The following is a 16,391-nucleotide window of genomic DNA, read 5'->3' as shown; positions in this document are numbered from 1 at the left end:
CCGAGGACTTGACCACAAAGCATACTTTTTATGGTGTTGCTCGCGTCCACTAGGCAATTCTGAGACTGCAAGCGGTTGTGTTTGTCGGTTTCATGGGGTTACGGCGGTTATGGCGGGAAGGAAACACTCGGTTACATTCCGAACCCGGAAGTTAAGCTTCTCTGCGCCGATGGTACTGCACTCGGGAGGGTGTGGGAGAGTAGGTCGCCGCCGGACAGTTTTTGTAGGGGCTCCACGCTTGAGGCGTGGAGCCCTTTTTTTGTGCTCGATGAGCGCGGCCTGGGGCGAGGCGCTGAGCGAAGAAGGGGCCCGTGCGTGGTGGCACGGGTCCCTTCGGTGATTCAGGGAGTCGCTCCTGAGGTTACTTGGGGAGGACCAGGAGAGCGTCGCCGATGCCGCGTTCCGAGCCGTCCGAAGGCCGGTTGACGAGCTTGTTGTCGACCACCATCGACGTCGACCCGCCGCCGTCCAGGTTGATGGCGTGCTTTGCGCCCAGCCAGCGCATGAACTGGGCGGCCTCCACGAAGTTCGCGCCCACGGTGATGCCCGGCTGCCGTCCGTCGATGGTGGCCAGGATGAGGCTGCCGTTCTTCGTGGTGCCGAGAAGCGTGCGCGGGTGACGGCGGAGGATCATGTTCATCGAGTCGTGGCCGTCACGCTTGGCGGTGATCTTGACCTTGCCGTTGCGTACGAGCCCGACGCTGCCCGCGATCACGTTCAGGTCGGGGGTCAGCTTGAGGGCCTTCTTGGTGCGCAGGTCGACGACCTTGGTGGTGATCTTCACCTTCCAGTCCTGCCAGGCGTGCTCGTTGAGCCAGTCGGCGCCCACGCCGTTGCCGTGCAGCACCCGCATGCCCTTGATGATTTTGCCGCCGGAGGTGCGCAGACCCACGACCTTGCCGTTGGGGTCGATCACGGCGTCCGTGCCGCCGGTGGGCGTCTTGGCGCCGTACTCCTCCGTGTAGAGGACCAGCTCGTCGGTGGCGGCGGCCCGGTTGACGCCGTTGATCTCGGCCTTCTCGCCGTCCTGGGAGACCGCGCTCACGGTCGTCGTCAGCTCGGTGATCTTCGCGGATCGGCCTCTTAGCACCACGGCCGACCGGCCGGGGATGGCCTCGCTCAGGAGCTTGCCGTTCACGACGGACGCGCCGACGGGTTCGCCGCGCAGCGCCTTGGCGGTGTGGATGTTGAAGAAACCGCCGTTGACGCCGACCAGTGCCTTGCCGGCCTTGACCATCGACGAGACGGTTTCGCGCTTGGCCACGCTCTTGCCGAGCGAGGCCGCGTACGAGCCGCGGAAGGCCTTCTTGTCGATCATGACGACCTTGACGTTCCAGGGGCCCGTGGTTTTCAGGCCGTCGTCGCCGAGATAGTCGACCTTGACCTTCAGGCCGGCCTTCTTGAGTGTCTTGGCGGTCTTATCCGCCTTCTTCTTGTCCTTGAAGGACCACAGGCCGACCCGGACCATGTACACGGTCTGCGAGGGGGCGTCGGCGACGCCGGGCCTGATCACCTTCTGCAGGCTGGGGGTCTCTCCGGCGGCCTCCACCTCGACCACCACGGCCTCGGCGGTGCGGAGGGTCCCGTAGTCGCGGCCTGACGGCATCAGCACGGTCACCGTGTAACCGTCGGTCGACGTGCCCGCCTTCACGTCGTACAGGTCGATGCCCTGTGCCACGGTCGTCGTCTTCTTGGTCGCCGCGGGCCGGGTGCCCAGCGGAAACTTGGCCGACGGGAACCTCACCGACGCCTGCTCGGCCGCGACGGACGCGACCGGCAGTGTGGTGAGGGTGAGTGCCGCGGCTATGGCCAGGCCGCCGGCGAGGGTGCGTCGAGACATGAATTCTCCAGAGGGCGGTAAAGGGACCGCACCATCCTGGCGAGATCAAGGTCTCTGAGGCAGGCGAACACGCGAAAGAAGTGCAGAGGTTACGAGATTGACACCACCAGTGGATACAATTCGGATATGACACACAGCGGCATGTGGTGGTGGCCGATAGACGGCCACTGATAACCCATGTCCGGGCCGTCTCGAGGCGGCCCGTCAACGTGTGGGTTCTCTCCGGGACGGCATTTATCCAAAGGAGAGAGGCCATGAAAGACGTCGTGCTCACGGGTGACCGCCCGACCGGGCCGCTGCACTTGGGCCACTATTTCGGTTCGCTGGCCAATCGCGTCGAACTGCAGGACGTTCATCCCATGTACGTCCTGATCGCCGACTACCAGGTCATCACCGACCGCGACCTGCCCGGCCAGATCCAGCGCAACATCACCGAGCTGCTGCTCGACTATCTGGCGGTCGGACTCGACCCGGCCAAGGTCACGATCTTCCGGCACAGCGCCATCCCCGAGCTGAACCAGTTGATGCTGCCGTTCCTCAGTCTGGTGTCGGTGGCGGAGTTGCAGCGTAACCCCACGGTGAAGGACGAGATCGCGCACAGCTCGCAGCGGGCGGTCAGCGGCCTGATGTTCACCTATCCGGTGCACCAGGCGGCCGACATCCTGTTCTGCAAGGGCACGCTGGTGCCCGTCGGCAAGGACCAACTGCCGCACGTGGAGATGACGCGGCTGGTGGCGCGACGTTTCAACGAACGGTACGGCGAGGTGTTCCCGGTGCCCGAGGCCATGATGGGGGAGCAGCCGCTGCTCAGAGGGCTGGATGGCGGCAAGATGAGCAAGAGCCGTGGCAACGCCATCACATTGTCGGCCACGGAGGACGAGACGGCCGCCCTCATCCGCAAGGCCCGTACCGACTCCGATCGGCTGATCACGTTCGACGAGGCGCACCGCCCTGAGGTGGCCAACCTGCTCACGCTCGCCGCCCTCTGCATGGGCCGCTCGCCGCAGGACCTGGCGGAGGAGATCGGGTACGGCGGCGCCGCCGCGCTCAAACGCCTGGTGACGGAGGCGGTCAACGAGTTCCTGCGCCCCATCAGGAAGCGCAGGAAGGAACACGCCGAGTACGACGTGCGGCAGATCCTGGCGGAGGGCAACGAACGGGCCCGCGCGCGGGCGGTCACCACCCTCGACGAGGTACGGGCTGCGATGGGCTTCTAGGGCTTGTGCGAAGTGCGGAGCTGCGAGCCGGTCGGAGGATGTGGATCCAAGGCGGCCCCCCGCGTAGGTGCGGATCGGCCCCATTCTGTCGGGCGTTTCCGACTAACGGGAAGGCCGCCCCTCGGCATCGCTCGATCAAGTCGATGCACCGCTCCGCCATATTGCGCTGTGTGGAGATTGGGATCGGTGACGGTCCTTGCCGGTCTCGGGTGAGCTCGGGGCGGTCGGAAACGCGGCGGAAACCCCGCCGGCCCTACACACAAGGCACGCGCCGAAACCGATCCGGCCCCGAGTCGGCGCGTCTCCACCGAACGGAGCATCACTGAACGGTGCGAAAGCGGTCGGCCTGGCATGCGCGATGCTGGCATTCAGCGTCGCATACCCGCCGCCACCAGTACGGATCGCCCTACGTTCCGGGACGTGCGGAAAGCGCTCACCGAACTGGCCGCCCACTCCAAGATCGTGGGCGATCCGGCGCCGTCCACGTCGACGGCGATCCCGAGCCGGATCCCCTCATGGAGAAGACCGCCGAAGCCATCCTCAGCCCCTCCGACCGGTAGTGCCCCCCGCGACATTCCGCGTGATCCTCTTCGTCGTGCGGCTGACGGCTCGCGGGCGAAAGTAGGGCCTCGACGTGCACTGCCCTGCCGGGCAACGCCGTCACAGGCCGTGAGCTGGGAGCGGGCCGGCGTCGCCGGATCCGCCCTCGACGGCGATCGCGGCGCGGCCCGGCGGGACGGCGCAGACCGTGTCACCACGCCGGGGCGTGATCTCCCGCATGCCGCGGCCGCCGCCGAACTCCAGTGAGGAGGTGGCTGGTCGCCTGCCACGATCTGGCCGGAGTCGAGCTCGTCCGGGGAAAGCTGCACGTCGTGGACGGGCATCGAGAAGGCTTCCGCGGTGGCGAGCATGCGGCCGAAATCGGCCAGGTCGGGCCTGAGCACATCAGACATATCGCCCATTCCAACACATCGGCGTGCTCACCGGTTCTCCCGGCGGAAGGACTCCAGGGCCAGCAGCGCCACGTGGAGGGAGAGGCATGACTCGACGTCGTCGAGGTCGGTGTCCAGGATACGTTCGAGGCGGCGCAGGCGGTCGTAGAAGGCGGGCCTGGACAGATGGGCCTTCTGCGCGGCGACCGCCTTGTTCCTGCCCGCGTCGAGATAGATGCGCAGGATGCGGGTGAGGTCGCCGCCCCGCTGCGCGTCGTGGGCCAGCAGCGGGCCCAGCTCCCGCTCGGCGAACGTCTGCAGCCGCGCATCGTCGCGCAGCAGGTGCAGCAGGCCGCGCAGGCGCAGGTCGGGCAGGCGGTAGAAGGCCCGGCCGTCCGGCTGGCGGACCGCCACGTCGGCGACCTGCTCGGCTTCGAGGAAGCTGCGGCGTACGTCCCGGATGGACTCCACCAGCGAGCCGGCCGCCAGCACGAACGCCGAGCCGGGCCGCCACAACGCGCGCAGCCGGTCGGCCAGCGCGGTCAGCGCCGGCTCGACCTGGGCGCGCGGCGGCAGCGGCATCAGGACCCCGACGCGCGCCTGGTCGAGTGCTCCCACCAGGGCGGGCAGGCGGGCGTCGCGGCACGCGGCGGCGGTCGCCTCGGCCAGCTCGCCGAGTTGCGCCTGGCCGTCCAGCGCCTGGTCCACCGGGTCGGTCGGTCTGATGACCACACTGACCAGCTTGCGCCCGGTGAGGGGCACGCCGACCGCACGGGCGCGGGCGGCGGCCTCCTCGGGATCGGAGTAGGCGTGGGTGAGAATGCCGGTGATGATCGTGCCGTGGGCCTGGCGTTCGAGCGACTCCTGGTGGCGTTCGAGCAGGCGGCCCAGGGCGAGCGTGGTGGCGGCGCGCTCGGCCAGCACCATGTCGCGCGGGCTCGGCGAGGAGCCGCAGATGAGGATCAGCCGCCCCCAGTCCTGGCCGCGAGCGCCGACCGTGGTGACCAGCCAGCCGGACGCGGCGTCGTACGCGGTGCGTTCGGCCGGGGCCACCGCCCTGGACCTGCTCTCCCACCCGGCCAGCAGGGCGCCCGCGTCACGGCCCGCGGACTCGCAGGCCAGCACCTGGTGGGCCAGGTTCTCCAGCAGCACGGGCCGGCCGGACAGCCTGGCCACCTGCGCCAGCACCTCGGCGGGCGAGGCGCCTTCGACCGACAGCTCGGTGAAGACCTCGTGGAGCTGCTCGGAGGCCCGAAGTTCCTCCAGCTGGATGTCGATGATCCGGGCGTGCACGGACTCGGTGATCTGCACGAACGGCGTCTCGCGGGTCAGCACGATGACCGGCAGGCCGTGCTCCTCGGCGGCCTTGACCACGGCGCGCGGCAGCTCGCGGACGAACTTGCGGCCCAGCTCCACGATCAGCCCCGAGGCCCCCACACTGGAAAGCTCGCCGATGTAGTCGGCGAGCTTCTCCGGGTCGTCGGGGAGCGCGACGCCTGTGGTGAGCACGAGTTCCCCGCCGCGCAGGAGCTGTGCGATGTCGGCGATCTCGCCGACGTGCACCCACCGCACCTTGGTGTCGAGCCGATCGGCGCCCGCGACCACGCGCGGGTTGCCCCGGCGCACGGTCTCCAAGGCGAGGACGTCGGCGATGGTGGGCAGCACGGGGCAGAGCCTAGCTGATCAGCCTGTAAGAACGGGTAAAGGGGGATTTACGCCGTGTTCCCTTCTCATGACGTCAGATCCTCCTCGCGGAACTCGCCGCGGGGCTCGCGTATGCGCAGCTCAACCCGCCGGATCTTGCCGGAGATGGTCTTCGGCAGCTCGTCGAACTCCAGCCGTCGCACCCGCTTGAACGGCGCCAGCTCCCTGCGGCAGTGCTCGAAGATCGCCCGCGCGGTCGTCTCGTCCGGCTCGAAGCCCGGTGCCAGCGTCACATAGGCCTTCGGTACGGCGAGCCGCACCGGGTCGGGCGCCGCGACCACGGCGGCCTCCGCCACGGCGGCGTGCTCCAGCAGCACGCTCTCCAGCTCGAACGGCGAGATGCGGTAGTCGGAGGCCTTGAAGACGTCGTCGGTCCTGCCGACGTAGGTGATGTAGCCGTCCTGGTCGCGGGTGGCGACGTCGCCGGTGTGGTAGAAGCCGTCGCGCATAGCTTCACTAGATCCACCGACATATCCGGACATGAGGCCTAGGGGGCGGCGCTCGTCCAGCGGCAGGCAGATCTCGCCGTCGTCCCCCTGCTCGCCCGAGACCGGATCGACGAGCACCACGTCGTACCCCGGCAGCGGCCGCCCCATCGAGCCCGGCCTGACCGGGTCGTCCGGCGCGTTGCCGATCTGCGCGGTGGTCTCGGTCTGCCCGTAGCCGTCCCTGATCGTCAGGCCCCACGCCTTGGCCACCTGGTCGATGATCTCCGGGTTGAGCGGCTCGCCCGCGGCCACGGCCGTGCGCAGCGGCAGCCGCCAGGCCGCGAGGTCCTCCTGGATGAGCATCCGCCACACGGTCGGGGGCGCGCAGAACGTGGTGACCTGCTCGTCGCGGAGCACCTCCAGCAGGGCGCGGGCGGAGAAGCGCTGGTAGTCGTGGATCAGCACGGTCGCGCCGGCGTTCCAGGGGGCGAACACGTTGCTCCACGCGTGTTTGGCCCATCCCGGGGACGACACGTTGAGGTGCACGTCGCCCGGCCGCAGGCCGATCCAGTACATCGTCGACAGGTGCCCCGCGGGATAGGAGGCGTGCGTGTGCTCGACCAGCTTGGGCTGCGAGGTCGTGCCGGAGGTGAAGTAGAGCAGGAGCGTGTCCTGGGCCCGGGTGGGACCGTCGGGAGAGTAGCGCTCGGGCGCTTCGTACGCCTCGTGGTAGGACAGCCAGGTGTAGGCGTCACCGACGGCGATCTTCGTGTAGTCGCCGCCCGTGAACTTGCCCGCGTCGGCGGCGTTGGCGATCACGTGGGCAACGCCGCCGCGCTCGATGCGCTCCGTGATGTCCTTCCCGGTCAGCAGCGTGGTGGCGGGGATGATGACCGCGCCCAGCTTCATCGCGGCCAGCAGCGACTCCCACAACTCGGCCTGGTTGCCCAGCATGAGCAGGATGCGGTCGCCCCGGCGCACGCCCTGCCGGTGCAGCCAGTTGGCGACCTGGTTGGAGCGGGCCGACAACTCGGCGAAGGTGTAGCGGGCGCTGCTCTCGCCCACGATCTTCAATGCGACGGCGCCGGGCGTCTCGGCGGCCAGCACCCCGTCGAACCAGTCGAGTGCCCAGTTGAACTCCGACGGCTCCGGCCAGCGGAAGTCGCGTCGCGCGGTGACGGGGTCGGCGCCGAGCAGGAAGTCACGGGCGGCACGGAAATCGCTCATGTCTCGGATCCTGCTACGTCGCCAGCCGCCGCTCAAGGCCGTCCAGCAGCGACACGAGCCCGAAGTCGAAACACATCTCCCGGATCGCCTGCGGGTCGTCGTAGGTGTCCATGTCGATGCGCTCCAGCATGTCGGGATGGCCGGCTGCGGCCCTGGTGACCACGGCGCGCATCTCGTCGGCGTCGTACCGGTCGCCCATCGCGGTGTTCCAGGCGATCTCGGGGATCGTCATGCCGAAGACGTAGGCGGTGAGCGTGGAGATGGCGAAGTCGATGTCCATCCCCGTGAACCCGGCCGCCTTGATCATCTTACGCATGCGGTCGGCGACGAGCATCGCCTGGGGACCGAGCGCGGGCAGGCGGCCGATGAGGTCGGCCGACCACGGATGGCGCAGGACCGCCTGGCGCATGCTGTGGGCCACCGCGGAGGCGCTGTCGCGCCAGCCCACCCGGTCGGGGTCGGGCACGGTCATCTCGCCCCACACCTCGTCGTAGACCAGTTCCAGCAGCTCGTCCTTGGTGGCGACGTACCAGTAGAGACTGGTGGCGCCGGCGCCCAGCTTCGCGCCGAGCTTGCGCATGCTCAGCCCGCTGAGCCCTTCCTCGTCGAGCATCTCCACGGCGGCTCTGACGATCTCCATGCGGCTGCGGCCGGGGGCCGCGGGCTTGCGTGGCTCGCGGACCCATACGGAGGTGAACTGCTTGCCGGTCATGCGTCCAAGAATAAAGGTACTCGCACACTGTTCTATTGTGCCCTACAGTGTGCGGGTGAACTCGAACAATGTACGAGACCCTCGGCGGTGGTGGACCCTCGTCGTTCTGTGCCTCTCGCTTCTGGTGCTGACCGTGGACGGCACCGTGCTCAACCTGGCGATCCCGTCGCTCATCGAAGAGCTCGGCGCCACGTACTCCGACATCCAGTGGATCCTGGACGCCTACGTGCTCGCCTTCGCGGGTCTCCTGCTGACCGCTGGCAGCCTGTCCGACCGCTACGGGCGCAGGAGGTTCCTGGTCATCGGCCTGGCACTCTTCGGCGGGGCGTCGCTGCTCGCGGTGCTGGCCACCGAACCGTGGCAGGTGATCGGCGCGCGGGCGCTCATGGGGGTCGGCGGCTCGATCCTCATGCCCTCGACGTTGTCGATCCTCATGACCGTCTTCGACGAGGACGAGCGGCGCAAGGCCATGGCCATCTGGGGCAGCGTCGCGATGCTCGGCGTGGTCGCGGGCCCGACGCTGGGCGGCTTCCTGCTGGAGCACTACTGGTGGGGCTCGGTCTTCCTGCTGAACATCCCCATCGCGGTGGTGGCCATCGTCGCCGCCTACGTCCTGATGCCGGAGACCCGCAGCGGCGCGCGGAAGATCGACCCGGTCGGCGTGGTGCTGTCGATCACCGGCCTGACCGCGGGCGTCTACGTCATCATCGAGCGCGAGTGGAACCCGCTGGTCATCGCCTTCGCCGTGATCGCCCTGGCCGCCTTCGTGCTCTGGGAACGCCGTTCCGAGCACCCGATGGTGCCGCTGACGTTGTTCAGGAACCGAAACTTCGGCGGCGCCTCCTTCTCGATCCTGCTCATGTCGTTCGGCGCCGGCGCCGTCATGCTGATGTTGACGCAGTATCTGCAGTTCGTGCTGGGTTACGGCGAGTTGCAGGCCGGGCTCGCCATGCTGCCGCAGGCCGGCGCCGCGGTGCTGTTCAACGGGATCGGCGCGGGGCTGGGGAAGAAGGTGAGCAACCGTACGCTGATCTCGGGCGGGCTGTCCGTCATGGCCGCCGGTTTCGTGATCATGGCGGCCACTACCGGCTACCCGTCGTTGTTGTGCGCGCTCGTGCTGATGGGCGCGGGCGGAGGGCTGGCCGGGCCGTCGGCGTACGCGTCGCTGATGGGGGCGATCCCGCTGGAGCACGCCGGTGTCGGCTCGGCGCTCAACGACACCGTCCAGCAGGTCGGCCTGGCCCTGAGCATCGCCGTCCTGGGCAGCGTGCTGGCCGGGGTGTTCACCTCCTCCATGCCCGCCGACGTGCCCGCCGCGGCCCGTGACTCGATCGGAGAGGCGTTCAGGCTCGGCATGGTGGAGCCCGCCAGAGAGGCGTTCACCACCGCGGTGCACGTCGGGTCGTGGGTGGGGGCCGGGTTCAGCGTGGCCGCCGCGCTGCTCGCGTTCACGGTGCTGCGCCCGGCCCTCGCCCCCGCCGCCGAGGTGCGCGAGCCCGCCACCGAAGGGGTCTAGCGCACACGGGGTTCCCTCATGCTTTCGAGGCTGACCAGCTTGCGGACACGCTCGTCGCTCGTAAGGTGTCGTTACATCGTGTAACCCGATTTTCCGCTAACCCGACACTCTGGAGATAGGAGGATGCGGACGAAAAAGGAATACTCGGGAGCATGTCGGAGCTTCTCGCGCGCCATCGGGCAGTGATGCCCGCCTGGCTGGCACTCAACTACACCGAGCCCATCGAGATCGTCAGCGGCAAGGGCAACCGCGTCATCGACGGCGAGGGCAAGAGCTATCTCGACTTCTTCGCCGGCATCCTGACCAACATGATCGGGTACGACGTGCCCGAAGTGCGTGAGGCCGTCGAACGCCAGCTCGCCACGGGCGTGGTGCACACCAGCACCGCCTACCTGCTGCGCGGCCAGGTCGAGCTCGCCGAGAAGATCGCGCGGCTGTCCGGCATCCCCGACGCCAAGGTCTTCTTCACCAACTCCGGCACCGAGGCCAACGAGACCGCCCTGCTGCTGGCCACGTACGCGCGGAAGAGCGACCAGGTGTTCGCCATGCGGCAGAGCTACCACGGGCGCAGCTTCGGGGCGATCAGCGTCACCGCCAACCGGGCGTGGAAGAACAACTCGCTGTCCCCGCTCAACGTGCACTTCCTGCACGGCACCGACCGGCACCTCACCCAGTTCGCGGGCCTGTCGGACGCCGACTACGTCAAGGCGTGCGTCGACGACCTGCGCCACGTGCTGGCCACCTCCGTCTCCAACGACGTGGCCGCGCTCATCGCCGAGCCGATCCAGGGCGTGGGCGGGTTCACGATGGCTCCCGACGGGCTGTTCGCCGCGTACAAGGAGGTGCTCGACGAGCAGGGCATCCTGTTCATCTCCGACGAGGTGCAGACCGGGTGGGGCCGCACCGGCAGCGCGTTCTTCGGCATTCAGAACCACGGCGTCACGCCCGACATGCTCACGTTCGCCAAGGGGCTGGGCAACGGCTTCGCCGTCGGCGGCGTCGTCGCGCGCGGTGACCTGATGGACGCCCCGCACGCGGTGGGCCTGTCGACGTTCGGCGGCAACCCCATCTCCATGGCCGCCGCCAACGCCACCCTCGACTTCGTGCTCGACCACGACCTGCAGGCCAACGCCGCTCGTACCGGCGCCATCATCATCAACGGGCTCAAGGAGGCGGCCGAGCGACTGCCCGTGGTCAAGGAGGTGCGGGGCAAGGGGCTGATGTTCGCCATCGAACTGGAAGGCCCCGCGCAGGCGTCCCGCTTCATGGAGGAGACCAAGAAGGCCGGCCTGCTGGCGGGCAAGGGCGGCCTGTACGGCAACGCCATCCGCATGGCGCCGCCCCTCACCCTCACGGTGGACGAGGCCGTCGAGGGGCTCGGCATCATCGTCACCGCACTGGAAACCATCAACGCAGAGGCAGCAGCTCAGTGAAGTCGGTCAAGCACTGGATCAACGGGGCGCTCGCGGACGGCGACGACCGTACCGCCGAGCTCTTCAACCCCGCCACCGGCGAGGTCAGCGGGCACGTGGCGCTGGGGTCGGCGGCCGCCGTGGACGCGGCCGTGGCCGCCGCGACGGCGGCCTTCCCCGCCTGGCGGGACGCCTCTCTGATGAAGCGGTCGCAGGTGCTGTTCCGCTTCCGCGAGCTGATGTACGCCCACCGCGACAAGCTGGCGGCGCTGATCTCGTCCGAGCATGGCAAGGTGCACTCCGACGCGCTCGGCGAGGTGTCGAGGGGCCTGGAGGTCGTGGAGTTCGCCTGCGGCATCCCGCACCTGCTCAAGGGCGGCTTCTCCGAAGGCGTCTCGACGCGGGTCGACTCCTACTCCATCCGCCAGCCGCTGGGCGTGGTGGCCGGGATCACGCCGTTCAACTTCCCCGCCATGGTGCCGATGTGGATGTATCCGATCGCGATAGCGTGCGGGAACACGTTCGTGCTCAAGCCGTCGGAGAAGGACCCGTCGGCGTCGCTGCTGATGGCCCGGCTCTGGCAGGAAGCAGGGCTGCCCGACGGCGTGTTCAACGTCGTGCAGGGCGACAAGGCCGCCGTCGACCGGCTGCTCGAACACCCGGACGTGCGCGGCGTCTCGTTCGTCGGCTCCACCCCGATCGCCCGCTACGTCTACGAGACCGGAACCGCGCACGGCAAGCGGGTCCAGGCCCTCGGCGGCGCCAAGAACCACATGCTCGTGCTCCCCGACGCCGACCTCGACCTGGTGGCCGACTCGGCGGTGTCGGCCGGGTTCGGCTCGGCGGGCGAACGCTGCATGGCGATCTCGGTCGTGCTGGCCGTCGACCCCATCGGCGACGAGCTCGTGCAGAAGATCGTCGAACGGGTGAGCCGGCTGGTGATCGGCCCTGGCGACGACCCGAAGGCGCAGATGGGGCCGCTGGTCACCGGAATCCACCGCGACAAGGTCGCGTCCTACCTCGACCTGGGGGTCGAGGAGGGCGCCAAGCTGGTCGTGGACGGCCGCGAGACGGCGGTGCTCGGCGGCGGCAAGGCCGCCGAGACACCCGGCTTCTGGCTCGGGCCGACCGTGCTCGACCACGTCCCCCCGGGCTCGCGTACGCACACCGACGAGATCTTCGGGCCGGTGTTGTCGATCGTGCGCGTCGGCTCGTACGAGGAGGGCCTGGAGCTGATCAACGGCGGCGAGTACGGCAACGGCACGGCGATCTTCACCAACGACGGCGGCGCCGCCCGGCGGTTCCAGAACGAGGTCGAGGTGGGCATGATCGGCGTCAACGTGCCCATCCCGGTGCCGATGGCCTTCTACAGCTTCGGCGGCTGGAAGGCCTCGCTGTTCGGCGACACCCACGTGCACGGCACCGAGGGCGTGCACTTCTACACCCGCGGCAAGGTCGTCACGTCCCGCTGGCTCGACCCCTCGCACGGTGGCGTGAACCTCGGCTTCCCCACGAACAGGTAACTCGCGATTACGGACGGGAGAGATGCGCGTCCCTCCCGTCCCGCTCCCCGGTAAGCTCCCAGCAGAGGGACAAGGGGGGACATCGTGGATCGTCGTCGTACTTATGCCTTGGCGATCGCCGCATCAGCGCTGGTCGTCGGCATGGGAGCGGCGCGGCCCACACCGCCGAGCCCTTCCCCGAGCGCTTCCCCGAGTCCCTCTCAGAGTCCGACGGCGACGCAGAGTGACGGCACCCTGCAGATCCTCACCTACCGCGGCTACGCCGAGTACGGCGGCACCAGCCCCAAGGTCAACTGGACGGGCGCGTTCGAGAAGGAGACCGGCTGCCGGATCGCCAAGCTCGACAGCGTGCAAACCGCCGAGGAAATGGCCGACAAAGTCGACGACCGGCCCTACGACGTGATCTCCGCCGGGCCCGTGCTGGCGGCCGACCTGGTCGCGAATAAGCAGGTGCAGGCCATCGACCCGGCCAAAATCGCCGGCTACGACGACATCGACGAGCGTTTCCGTGACATGTCCACCGTCTCGGGCAAGGTGTACGGCGTGCCCTACCTGTGGGGCTACCACGAGTTCATCTACGACGCCGGCCGGGTCGAGGGCGCGGACCTGCGTGAGGTGTTCGCCTCAGAGCGGGTCGCGCTCAGGGACACCCCGCTGACGATAGCCGACGCGGCCATGGCCGGCGGCTCGGACGAGCCGTACGAGCTGACGACCAAGCAGCTCGACCAGACGATGGCGCTGCTGGAAGGCAGCAGGGACCGCGTCTATTGGCGCAACCCGATCGACCTGGTCAAGGGGTTCGCCACCGGGTCGCTCGACTATGCCCAGGCGACCCCGTACCACAAGATGTTGCTGCAGAAGGCGGGGAAGCCGATCAAGGCCGTCAGCACCCGCCGGACCACCGGGTGGGTCGACTCGTGGATGCTCGGCGCGAACGTGCCCGACACCACCTGCGCCTACCGGTGGCTCAACTGGGTGACCGCGGCCGACGCGCAGCGCGACGCGGCCGCGTGGGTGGGGTTGGCTCCGGCCAACGACAAGGCGTGCAAGGGGCGGGCCAGGCAGATGTGCGAGGCGTACGGCGCAGGCGAGGAGAAGAAGCTCGACCACGTGGTCTTCGCGGTACGGCCGCCCGCTTGCGGGGAATGTAGTGACTATGACGCCTGGACCGAGCGGTGGCGGGAACTCGCCGAGTGAACGGGGGCGCCGATCCTGACGTGATGTGCCGCGGGCGCGCCCCCTCCCCCCGCTGGGCGTGACCTGCAGAGACGCCCTGGGCCTTCCCCCCTGTCCCGGGGCGTCTCGCTGTCCTGCGGCACGGGGACGGCGGCGTGGTGTTTCAGTCGGACCTGTTCAGCGTGACGGGAAGGCGACGACGGTCGCGGCGGGCGAGGGCAGGAGCGCTTCGGCGCAGTCGGCGCAGGCCAGGACCGGCGCGTCGTCGGGCAGCCGGCCGACCCGCTTGCGTGGTCGTGGCCAGCGTTTGTGGCAGACGACACAGGCGTCGCCGTCACGCTGAGCCCAGGTCAGCCCTTCAGGGTCGAACGTCACCATGCTCCGCGTCGCCGTCTTGGTGGAACTCCAGTTCATCACGCTTCCCGCAGCCATTGCCCATCCGTATACCGGAACCGTTATAACCCTGACCGTGGCTGTGATCGTCTAGCAGAGCGTCAAGTCAGGGTGAATTCTCTACCCAGCTGACGGCAGTTACACCAACAAAATCGGGCATCCAGCGCAAGCCGGGTGCCCGATTCGGATGGGTTTGTTCTACAGTTCGGCGATCGCCTTCTCCAGGATGCCGAGCCCTTCCTCGAGCAGATGGTCCGGAATGACCAGCGGCGGCAGGAAGCGCAGCACGTTGCCGTACGTGCCCGCCGTGAGCACCAGCAGGCCCTCCGCGTGGCAGCGCCGGACGATCTCCTGGACGGCGGCCGGGTTCGGCACCTTGGTGCCCGGCTCGACCAGCTCGATGGCGATCATCGCGCCTCGGCCGCGCACGTCGCCGATCACGTCGAAGCGCTCCTGCAACGCCCTCAGCCGGGGCAGCATGGTGTCGCCGATGCGGCGGGCCCTGGCGACCAGGTCCTCCTCCTCGATGGTCTCCATCACGCCCAGCGCGGCCTCGCAGGCGAGGGGGTTGCCGCCGTACGTGCCGCCGAGGCCGCCCGCGTGCACCTTGTCCATGATCTCCGCGCGCCCGGTCACGCCCGCCAGTGGCAGGCCGCCCGCGATGCCCTTCGCGGTGGTGATGATGTCGGGCACGATGCCCTCGTCCTCACAGGCGAACATCGTGCCGGTGCGCGCGAACCCCGTCTGCACCTCGTCGGCCACGAACACGATCCCGTTGGCCCTGCAGAACTCCGCGACGCGTGGCAGAAAACCCCTCGCGGGCACGATGAACCCGCCCTCGCCGGCGATCGGCTCGATCACCACGGCGGCCACGTTCTCCGCCCCCACCTGCTTGATGATCATGTCGATGGCCTGTTCGGCGGCCTCCTCGGCGCAGTTCTCCGGCCCGGACGGCCAGCGGAACGGGTACGCGAGCGGCACGCGGTAGACCTCGGGTGCGAAGGGGCCGAACTTCTCCTTGTACGGCATGTTCTTGGCCGTGAGCGTCATCGTGAGCAGCGTGCGGCCGTGGTAGCCGTGGTCGAACACCACGACGGCCGGCCTGCCGGTGGCGTGGCGGGCGATCTTGACGGCGTTCTCCACGGCCTCGGCCCCCGTGCTCACCAGCACGGTGCGCTTGTCGTGGTCACCGGGGGTCAGCTCGTTCAGCTTCTCGCACACCCGCACGTACGACTCGTACGGGGTGACCATGAAACAGGTGTGGGTGAAGTCGGCGACCTGCCGCCGGACACGTTCGACGACCTTGGGTGCGGCGTTGCCCACGCTGGTCACGGCGATGCCGGAGCCGAAGTCGATCAGCGAGTTCCCGTCGGCGTCCTGGAGCACCCCGCCGCCCGCGCGGGTGACGAAGACCGGCAGGGCGGTGCCGATGCCGGGTGGGACGGCGGCCTGCTTGCGGGCCAGCAACTCCTGCGACTTGGGGCCTGGGATCGCGGTCACGACGCGTCGTTCCTGGGGAATGCTCATGGCCCCGACGCTACGGCGGCCTCTCACCTGCGCCGATATGCCGATATGTCAAACTGAAGGCGGTCGTATTCGCCAGAATGGACAAAATCCTCATGCCGCCTTCCCTGCGGACGGTGGTGCGTCGCATGCGCCTCCGCCCACTCGCCGGCACCTCCGCCCGCCCGCCGTCCGCCCGCCCGCTGTCTGATCGTGCGCTGTCTGATCGTGCGCTGTCCGGCCGTGCGCCGTCCGAGGGGTCGCGTCGGTCTGGGGCGGGCGGAAGGGGCGGCGCTGGGGTGCTGGATGTGCCGGTGCGGTGGGTGGCGGTGAGCGAGCTCGCGGACCCGACCCCGTACCTGGAGGGTGGGGAACTGCTGCTCACGACGGGGATGCGGATGGCTGGGGACCTGTCGGGATATGTCGCTCGACTGGTGGCTCGCGGCGTGGCCGGCCTCGGCTTCGGCGTGGGGGTCTCGCACGAGAAGGTTCCCGCGGCCCTGGTCGCCGCCGCAGAAGAGCACGGGCTGCCCCTGTTCGAAGTGCCGCGCGAGACGCCGTTCATCGCCATCGGCAAGGCCGTCAGCGAACTCCTGGCCGCCGAGCAGTACGAGGAGATCACCCGCGCCTTCGACGCCCAGGGACGGTTGACGCGGGCCGCGCTGCGACCGGAGGGCATGTACGCGGTCATCGACCGGCTCGCCAAGGAGGTCGGCGGCTGGGCCGCGCTGCTGGACGAGTCGGGCGAGGTACGTCACGCGACGCGCGGCGCAAGGACTGGCACGGTGACGGCCGAACTCGCCCGCCT

12 protein-coding genes and 1 rRNA gene are annotated in these 16,391 nt (G+C 68.9%); 7 read left to right on the top strand and 6 right to left on the bottom strand.

The window, feature by feature from the left end:
* The first annotated feature begins 99 nt into the window (after window positions 1-99).
* Window positions 100-216 (top strand): 5S ribosomal RNA (rrf, locus tag GUY59_RS41490).
* Window positions 217-361: 145 nt separating this feature from the next.
* On the opposite strand, the gene GUY59_RS41485 is transcribed toward rrf, so the two are convergent.
* The gene (locus GUY59_RS41485) at window positions 362-1,840 is read right to left on the bottom strand and encodes a phosphodiester glycosidase family protein (RefSeq protein WP_138207256.1); all 1,479 of its coding nucleotides are present in this window, start codon (window positions 1,838-1,840) and stop codon (window positions 362-364) included.
* 254 nt (window positions 1,841-2,094) lie between these two features.
* Between GUY59_RS41485 and trpS the strand changes: the two genes are divergently transcribed.
* A complete protein-coding gene (gene trpS, locus GUY59_RS41480) occupies window positions 2,095-3,057 on the top strand; it encodes a tryptophan--tRNA ligase (protein ID WP_138207258.1) in 963 nt (320 codons plus the stop codon).
* 980 nt (window positions 3,058-4,037) lie between these two features.
* Here the strand turns inward: trpS and GUY59_RS41475 are convergent.
* From GUY59_RS41475 to GUY59_RS41465, 3 genes are all read right to left on the bottom strand, one after another.
* Window positions 4,038-5,654 (bottom strand): PucR family transcriptional regulator, encoded by a 1,617-nt coding sequence (locus GUY59_RS41475; protein WP_138207260.1) that lies wholly within the window; start codon window positions 5,652-5,654, stop codon window positions 4,038-4,040.
* Window positions 5,655-5,719: 65 nt separating this feature from the next.
* Window positions 5,720-7,348, bottom strand: a complete 1,629-nt coding sequence (locus GUY59_RS41470; protein WP_138207262.1) for an AMP-binding protein — start codon at window positions 7,346-7,348, stop codon at window positions 5,720-5,722.
* A gap of 13 nt (window positions 7,349-7,361) precedes the next feature.
* Entirely contained in the window at window positions 7,362-8,060 is a 699-nt protein-coding gene (locus GUY59_RS41465) for a TetR/AcrR family transcriptional regulator (protein ID WP_138207264.1), read from the bottom strand.
* 55 nt (window positions 8,061-8,115) lie between these two features.
* Between GUY59_RS41465 and GUY59_RS41460 the strand changes: the two genes are divergently transcribed.
* The 4 genes from GUY59_RS41460 (at window position 8,116) to GUY59_RS41445 (ending at window position 13,708) form a co-directional block, all read left to right on the top strand.
* A complete protein-coding gene (locus tag GUY59_RS41460; RefSeq protein WP_138207266.1) occupies window positions 8,116-9,576 on the top strand; it encodes an MFS transporter in 1,461 nt (486 codons plus the stop codon).
* A gap of 152 nt (window positions 9,577-9,728) precedes the next feature.
* On the top strand, window positions 9,729-11,009 hold the full coding sequence (locus GUY59_RS41455) for an aspartate aminotransferase family protein (protein WP_138207268.1): 1,281 nt from the start codon (window positions 9,729-9,731) through the stop codon (window positions 11,007-11,009).
* Window positions 11,006-12,511, top strand: a complete 1,506-nt coding sequence (locus tag GUY59_RS41450) for a CoA-acylating methylmalonate-semialdehyde dehydrogenase (protein WP_138207270.1) — start codon at window positions 11,006-11,008, stop codon at window positions 12,509-12,511. Before GUY59_RS41455 ends, GUY59_RS41450 begins: the two co-directional genes overlap by 4 nt.
* An 84-nt stretch (window positions 12,512-12,595) precedes the next feature.
* The gene (locus GUY59_RS41445; protein ID WP_138207272.1) at window positions 12,596-13,708 is read left to right on the top strand and encodes an extracellular solute-binding protein; all 1,113 of its coding nucleotides are present in this window, start codon (window positions 12,596-12,598) and stop codon (window positions 13,706-13,708) included.
* Window positions 13,709-13,864: 156 nt separating this feature from the next.
* On the opposite strand, the gene GUY59_RS41440 is transcribed toward GUY59_RS41445, so the two are convergent.
* Window positions 13,865-14,101, bottom strand: coding sequence for a hypothetical protein (locus GUY59_RS41440; protein WP_165960012.1), 237 nt, complete (start codon window positions 14,099-14,101; stop codon window positions 13,865-13,867).
* Window positions 14,102-14,278: 177 nt separating this feature from the next.
* Window positions 14,279-15,607, bottom strand: coding sequence for a 4-aminobutyrate--2-oxoglutarate transaminase (gabT, locus tag GUY59_RS41435; RefSeq protein ID WP_138207274.1), 1,329 nt, complete (start codon window positions 15,605-15,607; stop codon window positions 14,279-14,281).
* Window positions 15,608-15,882: 275 nt separating this feature from the next.
* Here gabT and GUY59_RS41430 point away from each other — a divergent pair.
* The coding region (locus GUY59_RS41430) for a PucR family transcriptional regulator ligand-binding domain-containing protein (RefSeq protein ID WP_330849288.1) at window positions 15,883-16,391 on the top strand (509 nt) is incomplete at its 3' end.

It is taken from the genome of Nonomuraea sp. K271, assembly GCF_009908215.1.
Lineage (GTDB): Bacteria > Actinomycetota > Actinomycetes > Streptosporangiales > Streptosporangiaceae > Nonomuraea > Nonomuraea longispora.
Note: the sequence above shows the minus strand (reverse complement) of the source record. Positions and strands in the feature narration are given on the sequence as shown.